Source organism: Pseudoalteromonas rhizosphaerae, assembly GCF_902498845.1.
Taxonomy (GTDB): Bacteria; Pseudomonadota; Gammaproteobacteria; order Enterobacterales; family Alteromonadaceae; genus Pseudoalteromonas; species Pseudoalteromonas rhizosphaerae.
Genome location: NZ_CABVLM010000005.1, coordinates 93601 through 109917, shown reverse-complemented (window position 1 = coordinate 109917; position 16317 = coordinate 93601). Strand labels below are relative to the sequence as shown.

Annotated in this window: 13 protein-coding genes and 1 tRNA gene; 7 read left to right on the top strand and 7 right to left on the bottom strand. The window is 40.6% G+C overall.

Annotated features, from left to right (window positions below; translation table 11 throughout):
- Window positions 1-134 precede the first annotated feature (134 nt).
- Entirely contained in the window at window positions 135-1352 is a 1218-nt protein-coding gene (locus PSR9079_RS09295) for an HD-GYP domain-containing protein (protein ID WP_149981259.1), read from the top strand.
- Here PSR9079_RS09295 and PSR9079_RS23940 read toward each other — a convergent pair.
- Window positions 1312-1653 (bottom strand): hypothetical protein, encoded by a 342-nt coding sequence (locus PSR9079_RS23940; RefSeq protein WP_149981258.1) that lies wholly within the window; start codon window positions 1651-1653, stop codon window positions 1312-1314. The two genes, PSR9079_RS09295 and PSR9079_RS23940, sit on opposite strands and share 41 nt — an antisense overlap.
- Before the next feature lie 286 nt (window positions 1654-1939).
- Between PSR9079_RS23940 and PSR9079_RS09285 the strand changes: the two genes are divergently transcribed.
- Window positions 1940-3202, top strand: a complete 1263-nt coding sequence (locus PSR9079_RS09285; protein WP_145234979.1) for an outer membrane protein transport protein — start codon at window positions 1940-1942, stop codon at window positions 3200-3202.
- A 97-nt stretch (window positions 3203-3299) separates the two neighbouring features.
- On the opposite strand, the gene PSR9079_RS09280 is transcribed toward PSR9079_RS09285, so the two are convergent.
- The 3 genes from PSR9079_RS09280 to pepA all read right to left on the bottom strand — a co-directional run bounded on the left by PSR9079_RS09280 (window position 3300) and on the right by pepA (window position 8348).
- The gene (locus PSR9079_RS09280; RefSeq protein WP_149981257.1) at window positions 3300-6155 is read right to left on the bottom strand and encodes a valine--tRNA ligase; all 2856 of its coding nucleotides are present in this window, start codon (window positions 6153-6155) and stop codon (window positions 3300-3302) included.
- A gap of 60 nt (window positions 6156-6215) precedes the next feature.
- Entirely contained in the window at window positions 6216-6662 is a 447-nt protein-coding gene (locus tag PSR9079_RS09275) for a DNA polymerase III subunit chi (protein WP_145234983.1), read from the bottom strand.
- Between the two features lie 174 nt (window positions 6663-6836).
- Window positions 6837-8348: a leucyl aminopeptidase gene (gene pepA / locus PSR9079_RS09270; RefSeq protein ID WP_145234985.1), complete on the bottom strand. Its 1512-nt coding sequence runs from the start codon at window positions 8346-8348 to the stop codon at window positions 6837-6839.
- Between the two features lie 264 nt (window positions 8349-8612).
- Here pepA and lptF point away from each other — a divergent pair, with 264 nt between their 5' ends.
- Together lptF and lptG are read left to right on the top strand one after the other, a co-directional pair.
- Window positions 8613-9725 carry an LPS export ABC transporter permease LptF gene (gene lptF / locus PSR9079_RS09265; protein WP_149981256.1) on the top strand — a complete coding sequence of 371 codons (1113 nt, stop codon included), beginning with the start codon at window positions 8613-8615 and terminating at the stop codon, window positions 9723-9725.
- Window positions 9722-10789 (top strand): LPS export ABC transporter permease LptG, encoded by a 1068-nt coding sequence (lptG, locus tag PSR9079_RS09260; RefSeq protein ID WP_149981255.1) that lies wholly within the window; start codon window positions 9722-9724, stop codon window positions 10787-10789. Before lptF ends, lptG begins: the two co-directional genes overlap by 4 nt.
- A 32-nt stretch (window positions 10790-10821) precedes the next feature.
- Here lptG and PSR9079_RS09255 read toward each other — a convergent pair whose 3' ends face one another.
- Window positions 10822-11316 (bottom strand): RDD family protein, encoded by a 495-nt coding sequence (locus PSR9079_RS09255; RefSeq protein ID WP_149981254.1) that lies wholly within the window; start codon window positions 11314-11316, stop codon window positions 10822-10824.
- Between the two features lie 261 nt (window positions 11317-11577).
- On the opposite strand from PSR9079_RS09255, the gene PSR9079_RS09250 reads away from it, so the two are divergent.
- Window positions 11578-11662 (top strand) — tRNA-Leu (locus PSR9079_RS09250).
- Window positions 11663-11802: 140 nt separating this feature from the next.
- Here the strand turns inward: PSR9079_RS09250 and PSR9079_RS09245 are convergent.
- Together PSR9079_RS09245 and PSR9079_RS09240 are read right to left on the bottom strand one after the other, a co-directional pair.
- On the bottom strand, window positions 11803-13707 hold the full coding sequence (locus PSR9079_RS09245) for a hypothetical protein (protein ID WP_149981253.1): 1905 nt from the start codon (window positions 13705-13707) through the stop codon (window positions 11803-11805).
- Between the two features lie 414 nt (window positions 13708-14121).
- The gene (locus PSR9079_RS09240; protein ID WP_149981252.1) at window positions 14122-14505 is read right to left on the bottom strand and encodes a DUF1842 domain-containing protein; all 384 of its coding nucleotides are present in this window, start codon (window positions 14503-14505) and stop codon (window positions 14122-14124) included.
- Between the two features lie 519 nt (window positions 14506-15024).
- Between PSR9079_RS09240 and PSR9079_RS09235 the strand changes: the two genes are divergently transcribed.
- Together PSR9079_RS09235 and PSR9079_RS09230 are read left to right on the top strand one after the other, a co-directional pair.
- Window positions 15025-15651 (top strand): LysE family translocator, encoded by a 627-nt coding sequence (locus PSR9079_RS09235; RefSeq protein ID WP_149981251.1) that lies wholly within the window; start codon window positions 15025-15027, stop codon window positions 15649-15651.
- 122 nt (window positions 15652-15773) lie between these two features.
- Entirely contained in the window at window positions 15774-16214 is a 441-nt protein-coding gene (locus tag PSR9079_RS09230) for a GNAT family N-acetyltransferase (protein ID WP_179959163.1), read from the top strand.
- The last annotated feature ends 103 nt before the right edge of the window (window positions 16215-16317 follow it).

Below are 16317 nucleotides of genomic sequence, written 5' to 3'. Positions count from 1 at the left end.
TCGCCAACTCGCCAACTCACCAATTCATCATTTCCTAGTGCTTATTTCGTATTCGTTACTTTTGTTATAGACATTTGTAGTGGATCGTTGATAATCAGTAATTATTATTTTTTGAAATGAATTAATCACTTTATATGCTTATTACCCTTCCAATTTCTGAACTCGTACCAGGAATGTTTGTTGACAGTGTTAGCAAGCAGTTTGAGGGGGTTGATAGTATAAAAATCAAAACTCGCGGCCTAGTTCGCGATAAATCGATCATTAAGCGCTTGGTATCCGAAGGAGTTCAAGAGCTGCTGATAGATTTTACGCAAAGTGATGTGAGTGTTCCTGCCAAATATCAGCTCAAACCTGAAGTCGCTGCTGCAACGGCCAATAACCCTAATAAATTAAAGATAAAAAAGGTTATTTCAGTTGAGCAAGAGTTTGCTAAAGCGAGTGTGAGCTATGAGCAACATAATCGTAATTTACAAAGTTTATATGGCGACGTTACCTCAGGCTTAAAGATGAATATCGTACTGCTTGATGGTATAGCTAAAGATATTGTGGCATCGGTATTTCGTAATCATAATGCAATGACTATTTTAACCCGCATTAAAGATAAGCATATGTACAACTGGCGACATATGACTAACTGCGCTATTTTTGTCACTGTATTTGCCAAGTACTTAGGTTACAAAGAAAGTGTTGTGCAAGAGCTTGCCATGGGTGCCTTGCTGCACGATTTGGGACAAGCTAAATTACCACAAGGGATTTTTTCTAAACCTGAAAAAGTAAATAAACTTGAGATGCAAGCGATTAAAAAGCATGTAGCGCAAAGTTTAGGCTTGGTAAAAGGCGAAAAAGGCATTACCCCATTAATGCTTGATATGATAGTTAATCACCATGAGCGCTTAGATGGCAGTGGTTATCCTCGAGGTCTGCAGGGTGAAAAACTTAGTCGACCAGCACGAATTATGGCGATAGTTGATGTGTATGACGCGATGACAGCGGACAGGCCCCATCAATTAGGTGATGAACCGGTCAACGCACTGCGCTATTTATTAGCTAATAAACACATGTTTGATGGTGAGTTAGTACAGCGGTTTATTAAGTGTTTAGGTGTGCATCCGGTCGGTACGATTGTTAAATTAACCAATGAACGATTGGCATTAGTAACAGAAGGTAATCATCAGAACCCCATTCAACCTAAAGTTAAAGTTTTCTATAATGCTAAGCATAGTCATCATATTACGGCAAAAGATGTTGATTTAACTTCACCAGATCATGACTTAAAGATTTTAGCGAGTATCAAACCATTAGATTATCAGCTTAATTTGGCTCGTTTGTTAAAAGAGCATCTGTTGGTTTAAGGGGTTTTTTGGTTATTGCTTTGTTACAGTGTTTTTTAGTTGATTGCTTAGCCGATAATAGCGCACCACTGAAGCAACTCACCATTAATAATAGCCACAATAAAGTCCCATTCTCTGAATGTAACGCACTGCAGCAGCACACTAGTGCGACTAAAGCACAAACGATAGCACCTAACCAATAATGGTTAACAGGGTTATCGCATTCACCAGCTCTGGTGCAGGCACAAAAATTAGCTTTGCAAAAGCAATATACACTTACCCCACAAAAAGCCAACGCAGCAATAATTAATCCTATTTCCACCGCTTCATCTCCTTTGCTAGTCTTGTTTGGCAGTCTAATAGTGCTGATCAAGCAAGTCAATCTAAATGATAATTAATTGCAAGTGAGTTTTATTGTAACTTATCCGATGAGTTTTAAAAAACTGTTACTTTGCTGTTAAAAAATGGTTTTTATGGGGTTTTTAACGCTTTGTTACAGTTTTTTATTTAAAAGTAAGGTACTGTGCTAAGGTTTTGAAGTAACTTACTCCTAATAATTAGAGACAACACATGGGAACCCAAACATTTAGTTTGGTTAAGGAAACACAATGAAATTTACAAAAACTTTAATTGCAGCATCACTTGCTGTTATGTCTGCAGATACGTTTGCAGCGGCTTTCCAGCTAGCAGAGCAAAATGCCTCAGGTTTAGGGCGTGCATATGCTGGTGAAGCAGCAGTGGCTGATGATGCCTCTGTAGTTGCGCGTAATCCAGCTCTTATGTCTGTATTTAAAGAGCAGCAGTTAAGCATTGCAGGTATTGCTGTCATTCCAGATGTCAGCCTTCGTGGCACTGAAGCTAGTAATCAATCAGTTAACCCAGGTCAACTAAACGACAGCAGTATTGCGCCAGCAGCTTTTGTTCCTGCAGGTTATTTTGTAATGCCTATCGATGACAAGTTTGCTGTTGGTTTTGGTGCGTTTTCAAATTTTGGTTTATCAACTGAATTTGAAGCAGATTACCCTGCAGGCCAGCTTGCTGGTGAAACAGAGATTGTTACTGTAAATATGAACGTTAGTGGTTCATACAAAATCAATGAGCAATTTAGTGTTGGCCTTGGCTTAAACTATGTTTATGCAGATGCGAAAATCATTCGTAACTTTGGTGCCAATCCATTAGGTTTACCAGCACAAACTCAAGCAGTACATTTAGAAGGCGATGATACTGGCTTTGGTTGGAACTTAGGAGCTAGCTATCAGATTGATGAAAATAGTCGCTTTGGTTTTAACTATCGTAGCGAGACAGATATCACATTTGATGGCGAGTTTTCTAACCAATTACCTGCACAAATCGGTGGCCTAGCTGGCGTAAGTGTACCTGGAAGTGTTGAAATCACTCTCCCTGCGATTGCTGAGTTCTCTGGTACACACCAGTTAGATGAGAAAACAGGCTTACACTACAGTGTATTATGGACTGGTTGGGATAGTTTCCAAAAGCTAGAAGCTTATGTTCCAGGCAAAGATACACCTGTATTCTCTAAAGATGAGCACTTCTCAAACTCAATGCGTTACTCAATCGGTGGCGATTATCAGTTTAACGATGCTGTACTATTACGTGCTGGTATTGCTTATGATGAATCACCTGCCGATCAAAAACACCTGTCAATTTCTATCCCTGATACTGACCGTTTTTGGTACTCGTTTGGTGTTAACTACACCATGAGCGAACAAGCAAACCTAGATATTGGTATGAGTATTCTCCGTGGTAAAACACAAAACTTTACTGAATCTGATGGCTTAGGTCAGCAGTGGGGCTTTGAATCAAAAGGCCATGCATACTTATTTGGTGCGCAGTATAACTACACGTTTTAATTTGTAGGCGCGGGTTTATCCCGCGCAAATAAAAAGCCGCGTTATTTATTAACGCGGCTTTTTTTGTGTCTAGCTGTGCGGGGTTCCCCGCATCTAGTTACAAGCTTTCGATCTTGGCTTTTTGATCAAGTAGTTTTGCTTTCGCATCTGAGAACTCTGCAAGTTTCTCATTTTCTTTAGCAAGGACTGCTTCAGGTGCATTGTTAACAAACTTTTCGTTTTCTAGTTTATTTTGCACTTGAGCTAGGCCTTTTTCGGCTTTTTCAAGCTGCTTAGCAATACGTGCAAGTTCGGCGTCAACATCGATTAAACCTGCCATTGGGATCATGATCTCAAGGTTACCAACATAAGATGTTGCACATGCAGGAGCATCATCTTTATTTTCAAGTAAAGTAAACACTTCAATCTTAGCAAGTGAAGCTAAGAAGCTTTCGTTCTCTGCAATGCGGCGTTTATCTTCATCTGATGCGTTAGCAAGTAATACAGATAATGGCTTGCTCGGGCTGATATCCATTTCGCCACGGATATTACGAATGGCGAGAATGAATTGTTTAACCCACTCTAAATCGTCCATTGCTTTAGCATCAACGTTTGCTTCAGTGTAAACAGGGAAGGCTTGAACCATGATGCTAGTGTTTGCAGTTTCAAGGCCAGCCAGTGGCGCAACACGTTGCCAAATCGTTTCGGTAATGTATGGCATCATTGGGTGCATTAAGCGCAGTAGGCTTTCAAGCACAGTAATAAGCGTATGACGCGTACCACGTTGTTGTGCTTCATTGCCTTTGAATAATACAGGCTTAGTCAACTCTAAGTACCAATCGCAAAATTGGTTCCAAGTGAACTCATAAAGCGTATTTGCTGCAAGGTCAAAACGGTAGTTATCTAAGTGCTCAGTATAGGTTTTAACAGTTGCTTCAAATTGGCCTAAGATCCAACGATCAGCAAGTGAATACTCTTTAACAGCATCATTTGTAAAGCCACAATCTTGCTCTTCGGTGTTCATTAGTACATAACGGCTGGCGTTCCATAACTTATTACAGAAGTTGCGGTAACCTTCAAGGCGGTTCATATCCCAGTTGATGTCACGACCAGTTGATGCCATTGCCGCTAAAGTAAAGCGCAGTGCATCTGTACCGTGGGCTTCAATGCCGTTATCAAAGGTTTTACGAGTATCTTTTTCGATTTTCTTAGCAACTTTTTCTTGCATCAGGTTACTGGTGCGTTTTGTTACTAAGCTTTCAAGGTCGATACCGTCAATCATATCGATTGGATCAAGTACGTTACCTTTAGATTTTGACATTTTATCGCCATTTTCATCGCGAATAAGACCCGTAACGTAAACCGTTTTAAAGGGCACTTGTGGCTTGCCGTTATCATCTTTGATGAAATGCATGGTCATCATGATCATGCGCGCTACCCAGAAGAAGATAATATCAAAACCAGTTACCAATACGTCAGACGGGTGGAAAGTTTTCAAATCATCTGTGTTCGCAGGCCAGCCTTGGGTTGAAAAAGTCCAAAGTGCTGATGAGAACCAGGTATCGAGTACATCTTCGTCTTGGCTAAGTGTTACGCTATCAGCAATGTTGTTTTCACGACGTACTTCTGCTTCATCACGGCCAACAAAAACGTTGCCTTCGCTGTCGTACCAAGCAGGAATGCGGTGACCCCACCATAACTGGCGCGAAATACACCAATCTTGTACGTCGTTCATCCACGAGAAATACATGTTCTCGTATTGCTTAGGTACAAATTGAATATCGCCATTTTTTACTGCGTCTTTTGCAGGCTCAGCCAGTGGTGCAACACGTACATACCATTGGTCAGTAAGTAGCGGTTCAATAACCACACCAGAGCGGTCGCCGTAAGGTACGGTTAGAGCATGATCTTCAATCTTTTCAAGTAGGCCTAACTGTTCAAATTCAGCCACAATTGCTTTACGTGCATCGAAGCGGTCAAGACCATGCAGGCGCTCAGGAATTGGTGCATCAAACTCAAGCTCTTTACCATCAAAGGTGTAGGTTTCGCCTTGGCTTAGAATTGCGGCATCTTTATCGAAGATATTGATCAACGGCATTTGATGACGTTTACCAACTTCGTTATCGTTAAAGTCGTGTGCTGGCGTGATTTTTACACAACCAGTGCCTTTGTCTTTATCGGCATGTTCATCAGCAACAATTTTAATTCGACGATTAACAATCGGCAGTAAAATCTCTTTACCGATCAAGTCTTGATAGCGTTCGTCATCTGGGTTTACTGCAACACCTGAGTCACCAAGCATGGTCTCTGGGCGAGTCGTTGCCACTACAATGTAGTTTTTACCGCCTTGGGTTGTAACACCATCAGCCAATGGGTAACGTAGGTGCCACATGTGGCCTTGTTTGTCTTTGTTTTCAACTTCAAGATCAGAGATAGCCGTGTGTAGCTTTGGATCCCAGTTTACTAGGCGCTTACCACGATAAATTAAATCTTCTTTGTGTAAGCGTACAAACACTTCTTTAACGGCTTCTGATAAGCCGTCATCCATTGTGAAACGTTCACGATCCCAGTCAACCGATGCGCCAAGGCGACGAAGTTGTTTTGTGATAGTCCCGCCAGATTGTTCTTTCCACTGCCAAATTTTGTCGATGAAAGCTTCACGGCCTAAGTCGTGGCGTGTTTTACCTTCTTCAGCAGAGAGTTTACGTTCAACCAGCATTTGCGTAGCAATACCTGCGTGGTCAGTACCTACTTGCCATAATGTGTTATTACCTTGCATACGTTTAAAACGCGTTAAGGTATCCATAATGGTGTCTTGGAAAGCGTGGCCCATGTGTAAGCTACCAGTGACATTGGGTGGCGGGATCATAATTGAATATGCATCGCCTTTACCTGATGGTTTGAAGTAGCCTTTTTGTTCCCAGTCTTGGTATAACGACTGTTCAATATCTTGCGGATTGTAGGTTTTATCCATTACACAGAACCTTAAATAAGTACTTAAATGAGTTAGTTAGCTATTTATACAAAAGGTATGTTAGCTATTAATATCTTGCGTGGTGATATTAGCACCGAGTTGGCGTAGCTTTTTAAAGCGCTCACGGGCAGCTTGTTTAGCAGTGGCTTCAACGGGCACAAAATCAAAAACTTGGTTAAACCGACGAATAAAGTCCGGCAATTGTGCAGCCAAGTTAATTAAAACTTTACGATTACCGACTGGCGGGGTAGTACCTATTTCAACGGGCGCACCACCTTTTGGACCTTCACCTTGGAGATTGTGAGGCACAAAACTGTCGGGGTCGAATGACCAAATAGTTTCATCAATGGCATGGGCAATTTCAAGATCATCAACGTAAATAAAGATACGATGACCAAGACGATACTGTTCAGCAGCAATATCAGCCGCTAAGCTAAAGTGATCATCAGCCTTGGCTAATGACTCATCTTGTTGCTTTAGAACGAAAAACTGGGCGTTCATGCTCATTGTATCGGGGCTTCCCACAGTATTGAAAATAATACTTAAATCAAAGCAGGGATTTTGCCATATAACGCGTTTTGCTTCAATTAATACGCTAATTTATACGTTAATAAGTGGGGAATAAATAAGGCGCTAAAAAGCGCCTTATTTAAATTTACAATGTATTGTTAAACGCGGGGTTTAATCTTGGCTGGTTTCGCTTACACCGGCACGGTTTAGTAAATATTGCGTAAGCATCGGCACCGGTCTACCTGTTGCGCCTTTGTTTTTACCACTGCGCCAAGCAGTGCCTGCGATATCTAAATGGGCCCAGTTATACTTTTTAGTAAACTTAGATAAGAAGCATGCAGCTGTTATCGTTCCCGCAGAGCGGCCGCCTAAGTTAGTAAAATCAGCAAATGGGCTTTCTAGTTGATCTTGATAATCATCCCACAGTGGCAACTGCCACGCACGGTCGCCACTTTGCTCAGATGCTTTTAACAAGTCATGTGCCAGTGGGTTGTGGTTAGATAATAACCCCGTTGCATGAGCGCCAAGGGCAACAATACAAGCGCCAGTTAAAGTAGCGACATCAATCACGGTTTCAGGTTCAAAGCGCTCAACATAAGTGAGTGCATCACATAATACTAAGCGGCCTTCAGCGTCGGTATTTAGTACTTCAACTGTTTGCCCTGACATAGTGGTCAAAATATCACCCGGACGATAAGCATTCGAGCTTGGCATGTTTTCACAACCTGCGAGTACACCAATTACGTTAATCGGTAATTGCATTTGCACCAAAGCACGCATTGCGCCAATAACACCGGCTGCACCGCCCATGTCGTATTTCATTTCATCCATGGCTTCGCCTGGTTTGAGTGAAATACCACCTGAGTCAAAGGTTAAACCTTTACCAACTAGCACTATTGGGGCTTGATCTTTCGCGCCGCCTTGGTAGTTAATTACCGACATAATAGATTCGTTATCACTACCACGACCAACTGCTAAGTATGAATTCATACCTAACTCTGCCATTTTATCTTCGCCAATTATATCAACCGTAACGTTGTCAAAGTTAGCTGCAAGTTCTTGCGCTTGTTCACCTAAATATGCAGGATTACAGATGTTTGGCGGCATGTTCGCTACGTCTTTACATAACTTACTACCTGCAGCAATCGCTAGGCCATGTTCAATGGCGCTTTCACCAATGGTAAGTTCGCGGCGAGTTGGTACGTTAAACACAATTTTACGCAGCGGGCGACGCGGGTCACTTTTTTTGCTTTTTAATTGGTTAAAGGTATACAAACAGTCTTGGGTGGTTTCGACCGCTTGGCGTACTTTCCAGTAGGTGTCGCGACTTTTAACATGTTGCTCAGTTAAAAAGCATACCGCTTCCATCGACCCAGTTTCATTTAGGGTATTGATAGTTTTTGAAATAATTTGTTTGTATTGTTTGTCGTCTAGCTCGCGCTCTTTACCACAGCCGACCAATAGTATGCGTTCACTTAACACATTGGGTACATGATGCAATAATAGCACTTGTCCCGGCTTGCCTTCAAGGTCGCCGCGACGCAATAAATTAGAGATATAACCATCACTGATTTTATCGAGTTGTTCACCAATGGGGGATAAACGACGTGGCTCATAAACGCCAACTACAATACATGCGCTACGTTGCTTTTCAGGACTACCACTTTTTACGCTAAATTCCATTGTCACTCCTAATTTTGAGTCATTTAACCCTTAAATAAGGGTAATAAAATAAAAATCCAGATACTAGCTTAATATTAGCTTATAAACGCTGACTCATTATGTGTATTTGAACTTTATACTTTTGTAGCCATCAATACCACTAATGCGACAATATATCGAGTTGCTAGGTATGATATTTAATGTTGATGACATATAATAAAACCCTAAGTTTACTCAAATTTTCTTACTCTTGAAGTAAAACATCATGTTTAACAGGGGCGATCATTGCTAATTTTCCGTTATTTGACCACTGAAGTTTTAAAGTCTCAGGTCGCCGTATTTTTAACTTTGATGACAATTTTTTTGTCGCAAAAGTTTGTCGTTATTCTTGGCGACGCCTCTGAAGGCGGCATTCCTGCTAAGTTAGTGCTGTCAATGATTGCACTAAAGTTACCGCAATTGGCATCATTAATATTACCGCTAAGTATCTTTTTAGGGATTATTCTCGCCTATAGTCGCATTTATGCCGACAGTGAAATGACCGTTCTCAAAGCCTGTGGTGTTAGTGAATGGTACGTAGTGCGTGTAACCTTAGTTTCTAGTGTGGTATTGGCGCTATTGGCAGGAGTACTGACTTTATATATAGCCCCATGGGCGAGTGAGCAAGAATATCAATTGAAAGAACAAGCCAAAGCGGATGCCGGGTTATCAGCGCTGCGGGCTGGGCGCTTTCAACAAACAGGTAACGAAAAAGCGGTGGTGTTTATTCATAACATCGAAAAAGGCGGCAAAGAACTACACAAAGTATTTGTAGCGCAACTACCAGACAGCGAAAAAGATAATCTCGCACGGTTAGTATATGCGCAGCGGGGTGTAGTGATCGAGCAAGAAAGCGGTGAGCAGCAATTGGTGCTCAGTGACGGTAAGCGTTACGAAACCGACGGCAAAACCCCTGCGCTAAATTTAACCGAATTTGATGGCTATAGCGTACAAATTCGTGAGCAAGAAATAGAACATCAACGCCGTAAACTTGAAGCTGTGCCGACCATAGATCTGTTTGCGATGAAAACGACAGATGCTATTGCTCAGTGGCAGTGGCGTCTTGCTATACCGCTTTCTATTCCACTACTTACTTTATTAGCAGTACCGCTGAGTGTCGTTAATCCGCGCCAAGGTAAGTTTGCCAAATTAGTGCCTGCCATCAGCTTGTATTTAGGTTATTTCATCTTATTGAATGCTGCAAAGTTTGCGATTGAGGATGGTAAAATTCCGCCTTCAATTGGCCTGTGGTGGATCCATTTAAGTGCTTTATTTATTGGCGGCTTTTTGATTATCAAAGGGCGACCGCTCGGCGCATGGTTAAAAGCAGTATTAACTAAGCGGGAGTTAGGCGCATGATGAAAACACTTGATTGGTATTTAGGCCGCAGTGTTTTACAAACCACCGGTTTTGCTTTGATGGTCTTAGTTGGGATCAGTACCCTGATTAAATTTATTGAGCAGCTTAAATCAGTCGGTCGCGGTAGCTACGATATTGGAACTGCTTTGCTATATACCTTATATAGCATGCCTGATGATCTTGTGGTGTTCTTCCCAATGGCCGCTTTAATTGGTGGCTTAACGGGGCTTGGGGCACTTGCATCAAATAGTGAACTGGTGGTGATGCAAGCCGCCGGTATGTCGCGTTTGCAAATTATTCTCTCAGTAATGAAAACCGCAATATTTATGGCGCTTTGTATGATGGCATTAGGCGAGTGGGGCGCACCAGCGACACAACTTAAAGCGAAAGAAATGCGTAATCAAGCAATACATGGTGGTGATGTATTTAACGCCCAGCAAGGTGTATGGGCCAAAGATGGCAATAACTTTATTAATATAGAAGATGTTGACCAAAACGGCGTATTACATGGCGTGAACATGTATCATTTTGATAGTTCACTACAACTTACACAAATTACCAAAGCCCGCGAAGCGGTAGGCCGTAAAGACGGTTGGTTACTTCGAGATGTAAATAAAGTGCAACTCAGTGAAGAGTTGATCAGCACACAGCAGCAAAAAGAAGAGTTTTACGAATCACAACTTACAGCTGAAAAGCTGGGTGTCGTATCGGTAAAACCAGAGTCTCTGTCATTTACAGGGTTGTGGTCATATTTAGGTTATTTGAAACAAAATGAGCAAGATACTAGCACCTACGAGCTTGCTTTATGGCGTAAGATTATGCAGCCAGTATCGATAGCGGTGATGTTATTAGTGGCGCTGTCGTTTATATTTGGCCCACTGCGTACAGTGACGATGGGCGCGCGGATTATAATGGGTGTAGTAACCGGTATTGCATTTCACCTAACCAATGAAATATTTGGTCCTGTGGTGATGGTGTATCAAATCCCTGCGATAATCGGGGCGACTTTACCAAGCATAATATTTATAGGTTTTGCGACTTACTTGCTTAATAAGCGAAATTGATAACGGGGAGCTAGCAGCCTAGCTCCTCATAGCTAATTTAAAGAACGATAAATTCGTTTGTTTTCTTCTTTTGTTAGCGCAACAACCTCGGTTTTAGACAGGTAATCTTGCAGCGCTCGTTTGTTTTTAAAATCAACTAATACCACTAAATTACCTAAGCCAAGTAATGCGGTTACGCTGCGAATAACGGCTTGTGGCCAGCTAATTAGCTTACCATCGCGAGTTTGTACTTTTAAACGCCATGCGCGCATACCAATCGTTTGGCCACTCTTAGTCCAAAAATAGACAAAAAATATAATATTTACACCAACGAATAATGTACTGCGAATACCGTACAGCAATGGAGAGTCCTGAATTAAGGCGGCCGGATCTTCTGTCTGCGCAATTAGATCTAAGCCAATTAACCCCTGAATGGCTGCAAAGTAAAGTATGGCAGTAAGCATAGATAGCGAAATCACAACTAAAGAGTCGTAAATTAAAGAGGCAAAGCGACGCCAAAAGCTCGCACGCGGAAATTCAGCAGACATAAACAAACTCACAAAGTTAATATGCGCGCTAGTTTAGCAAATAGCGAGACAAATACTAGCCGCACAGTTAGTAGCTTTTATGAGTGAATGTTAATGGTTGCTCAATTGTTAAGCGGTTGATCGTGGTTTTGTAAAAAACGCTTGCTGCTCCTCTTATTGTTTGTATAATGCATGGCATAGAGACAAAGACAGCTTGATAAGTCCTAGCTCTAAAGTGGTTTTTCTTTATCTTCTCATGTTAGAAGGTTAAAGAAAAATGATGCCAGCGTGATGAAATTGGTATACATGGGGGATTCAAAATCCCCTGCCGCAAGGCGTGCCGGTTCAAGTCCGGCCGCTGGTACCACTTTTAATAACCCTGACCACATTGGTCGGGGTTTTTTTATGCCTGAAATAAAGTCGTCAGTGGTCAGTTTTTAGTTTATAGCCATATGATGTGGCAAACGATTAATACCGTATAATCTGCATTAATCGTTTGATTTTTAGTTAATTACTTCTGTATATACAGACGCTATCGCATAGTTTTAAGAATTGAATACTTTGCGTTACTGATTGGGCTATTTTTCCATCTGAGTATTTGTCTTGGTTGCTATGAGACCTTAAAAACCAATAGCCGGCTTTTTCCTTTTTGAAAAGTTTGTAGTTGATCACATCAACTTCTTCAGAATTATCGATACAACTGCTTATTGTTTCATCTTGACTACAAGGAGTTATGAAGCTCATGCTATTGTCTTCTTCAAACTGCCAACGGCCATTAGGGCCAAAAATACCACCGCTATAAACAATGGCTGTACCGTTATCGTGAGGCTCTATAACGGCATGTTTGTTGTTATTTAACAAGTTTAAATCGTTAACATAGAAGGTTTTCATATAATCTTCTTGAGTCGCATTATAGGTAGTATCTGCTTGGGCTAGATTAGCGTAAGAGTAGCTTGATTGTTTTTTGCTGGAGTAAAAATCGTCTATAGTAGCAATGCGATTATCGTAGAGTTTTACATAGCGTACATTTCTGGTTTCAGTACCAATGGTGAATTCTAAAGTCCCCCCCAAGTTGTTTAAAGTAACCTCATAAGTGAACTGTTCACCAGTAAGTGTGTTTTTCACTGAGTAATGTCCTGACGTTTCTGAATCAACCGTGATAGGTGCATTGATTATTGAAAAGGAACTGCCATCAGCTAATTGCACACTTGAATACAATGGAGATAAGCCGAATAACACATCACCCGCTGAAAATTCAGGAACTGACGCTTCTGCAACACCTCTAAATACTTTATAGGTTTTGCGATCAACAAGCTCTTTTCCAAGCTCAGGCCAATTAGCCGTATCTTGAGATGTTTGAGGGATAAAGTGATAGGTGACTTCAAAAACAGCAAAATCATCTAAGCTTGCAATGAGTTCGGCTTGTTTTAATTGAACAGAAAAACTGATTTGTTGATATGAGCCATCAGTATTTTGAAACGTTTTTGTATAGTCTTGCCTAAATATACTATTACCTTTCTCTTCAGGCTCAATAAATTGATATACACCGTTGGTTAGAATTGCATTCTCGTGAAATCCAGCCAACTGAGTGTAACCTTCTGCTTTAATCGCTACATTGGCAAAGAAAGTATATTTGACGCCTTCTTCATTACCTAGTTGGCTTAGTCTAAGTGTTTGCTCTTGGCGTTGATCGCTATAAGTATCAAAACTAAGCGCTTTTTTCTCGCCCTTAATCAGGGTAAGCCAAGTGAATTCGGTTTCACTTGTGTACTTTTTAGCTAGGATAGAATTAGCTTTCTTAGCTAAAATCTCGAGAGGTATAAACTTTGAACGCATGCAATTTTCAATGCATTCAAACTCTTGAGTATGCAGTTCAACATCATCTGGGTTATTCCAGTTAAACAGAAAGTTGTCACTGTCAATTTTTGCAAAACCTGTTTGGTCAGCTGAAAAATGAAATAGTGAGCTTGAGTCTGCTGTAGTCCACGTGCCGATTAATTCTTCATCTGCAAGTGTAATTGCTTCGCCAGGAAAGTTAACGGCATCATAGTGAACGTCAATACTTAGGTTAAACTGGTTCGACTCTTTACCATCACTAATTGATAGGTCGACTTGATGTTCAGCTATGTCAAAAAGAGTAGGCGAAGCACTGAGCGTTAGTGTATTTTCACTTAGTTCATAGCTTAGCCAATCAGGTTTGTTTATTATAGAAACAGTTACTGTGTCGTTGTCTTTATCGCTTACAGTAAGTGCATGTTCTAAACTAGATCCCGCAGCGAGTTCAAAACTGAACTCACCCGCTATAGTAGGTTTGTTATTTGGTGCTTCTTGTTGTTCTTCAGAACTACTTCCCCCACCACAGGCAGAAAGTAGTAAGGTTAAAAGACAGACAGCTGTTGTTTTTAGTTTCATCACTAATTTTCCTTAATATTTTATGCGATTATATCAGATGGTTAACTTGAATGGACCAAACGTAGGTAAAGTTAAGAAGGAAATGCTTTAAGTCATTAAGCGCTTTGTTGAAGATTCTTCTATTGAAGTTTTGCTACTAAACCTAGTTATATGAATGCAAAGGCTTAAAAAAATGATAAAAAAGTTAGGCAATCCTAATTAAATCATAGCAAAGCAAGTCGACACTGTTTTTCAACGTTTTTAAAAACGTGAAGCGGACCAAATTGGTCGGTTTTTTATGCCTGAAATAAAGTGCTAAGCCATAAGCTTTGGCGAGAGCTTGAAGAAGGGTAGTAATGACGATGCTTGGTGAATTATTAAATGACATTCAACTGGATTGAATGCCATTTTATAGAAAAACTATTTTTAATCAGCTTAGTCGATTAGACTCACTTTACATTGGTAAGTATTCTCACCCACAGAAAAGCTGCCTTTGCCATTCCATTGATTATCAACGCCAAAGCTTGCCGTAAAAGGTGACTGGTAACTACCAATTGCAGGTGGTGGAAAAGACACCACTGCTTGACCTGTTAGCGCGCCAACTTTAGTTACATCATTATAGCCAGTTGCATGCATATGGCCCGATGCGCTAGCGGTGAAATGAGGTGAATGCTGCGTTCCTTCTTGGATGCTGCCATTCGCTCGACCATTTAATGAACCTGTTTTTGGATCTACAGCAAACTGAATTTCCATAGAGCCACCACCAACAACACCAGATTGAAATTGTAATTTAACGAGATATAAGCTTTCATCAGACATTTTCTTGTTCCTTTTGTAGATTGCATTCACACTGTTATATGGTTACTCAGTAACCGAGTGAAAGTGTAGAATGACCACCACAAAAGACATATTACAGCGTATTACAGCTAGGTCATGTAAATTAGTTTACGGCATAGTCGCTCTATTCTTGCAGTTCAAATATCTGCTGTAATGTGTTGGATTAGTCGTTTTTGCGATAGATTAGGAATGCAGGTGAATTTTGAGCTATTAAAAAAGCAGAGTAGCTTGCTCTATTTACAAGTGATGAAAATAAACAGCATTTATCAATATATTCCAAATAAATCAACCGTACCACTAATAGGTATGTTTAATTCTCTTTGTTTATCTTGTAAAGTTAATAATATAAAAAACTCAACAACACTTTTTATGGTTTTAAAAACATGGCTGTGTGTTGAGTTTAGAAAATAGACAATTAACCACTTGTATCTACATTGCAAAGCTAGCAATGTGTATAAAAAACCTAATATTAAGCCTTAATAGTAAAAATGGAGAAAGTTAATGGAATTTAATTCAATGATGTTATTTGTTATTGCTTGTCTGACTATCAATTTAATACCGGGGCCTGATGTTATCTACATCGTATCAAATACCATGAAAGGTAAGATGGTCAGTGGCATGAAAGCTGCGCTTGGCTTGGGGGTTGGTTACTTTTTTCATACATTAGCGGCCTGTGTGGGATTATCAGCCATTATTTTAAGTTCAGCTTTAGCTTTTAGTATCGTTAAATGGCTTGGTGCTCTTTATTTAGTTTATTTAGGTGTTCAAGCACTTATTTCCATGTACAAAGGGAATAGTCGGGTAGTCGTTAGTGAAAGTAAGGATACGAAAGGAAATATTTTTATGCAGGGGGTTGTGGTCAGTGTTTTGAACCCTAAAGTTGCTTTGTTCTTTCTCTCATTTCTCCCGCAATTTATAAATACATCCACTGGCTCAGCAGCCTCGCAATTACTGATTTTAGGATTAGTTTTTAGTGTGTTAGCAACCCTCTGCAACGTACTGTATGCAACTGTTGGAAGTTGGTTGTTCAATCGACCTAACGCAGGTAGATACACGCGAATATTGGAAGGAGTATCAGGAGTATTGCTAATTGGTTTAGCTGGTAAAATTGCATTGAGCGAACGTTAGGGAGAAGTTGATTCTACAAAGAGCTGCATCAATTAGAGTTGCAGCAGTTGTTAACTCAATATTTGAAATTTGTAAAGGAGGGCGTTTGGTTGGATTTTGTATTCCTTGCCGATAGGGCTGCCATGAAACCCGTTATAGCAAAGTGGTATTTTCAGCAGTGGGGGCACCTGATAGAAGACTCTTCTGTCGAATTGTTTGATAATAAGCTAAATGATTACTTAAACCGCGATAGTATTCCTTTAGTTATCATGGCTGTCGAGGGGGACGATGTATTGGGAGTCGCACACTTACGTTACCATGAAGTGACTATTTATCCAGATAAAGAGCATTGGTTAGGCGGGGTGTATGTTACTAATGAATACCGAGGAAAAGGAGTGGCCTCTGCATTAGTTAATCACCTTGAATCTTTAGCGGCTTCGCTCGGTGTGATTGATATACACCTACAGACTGAAAAGTTAGATGGTGGCCTTTATAAGCAACTTGGTTGGTCACCTATTGAGCTGGTTAGCAATCGTGGTGTTGAAGTGCTTGTTATGAGTAAACACATTGCTTTATTTTCTTGAAGCAGCTGATGTTCAGTTTTAGTTAGGTCAAATTTGAGCTAGTTATGTGAGCGCTGGTCATTTTTAATAACAATAATCTTCGAGAAAAACAAGCTAAACGGAA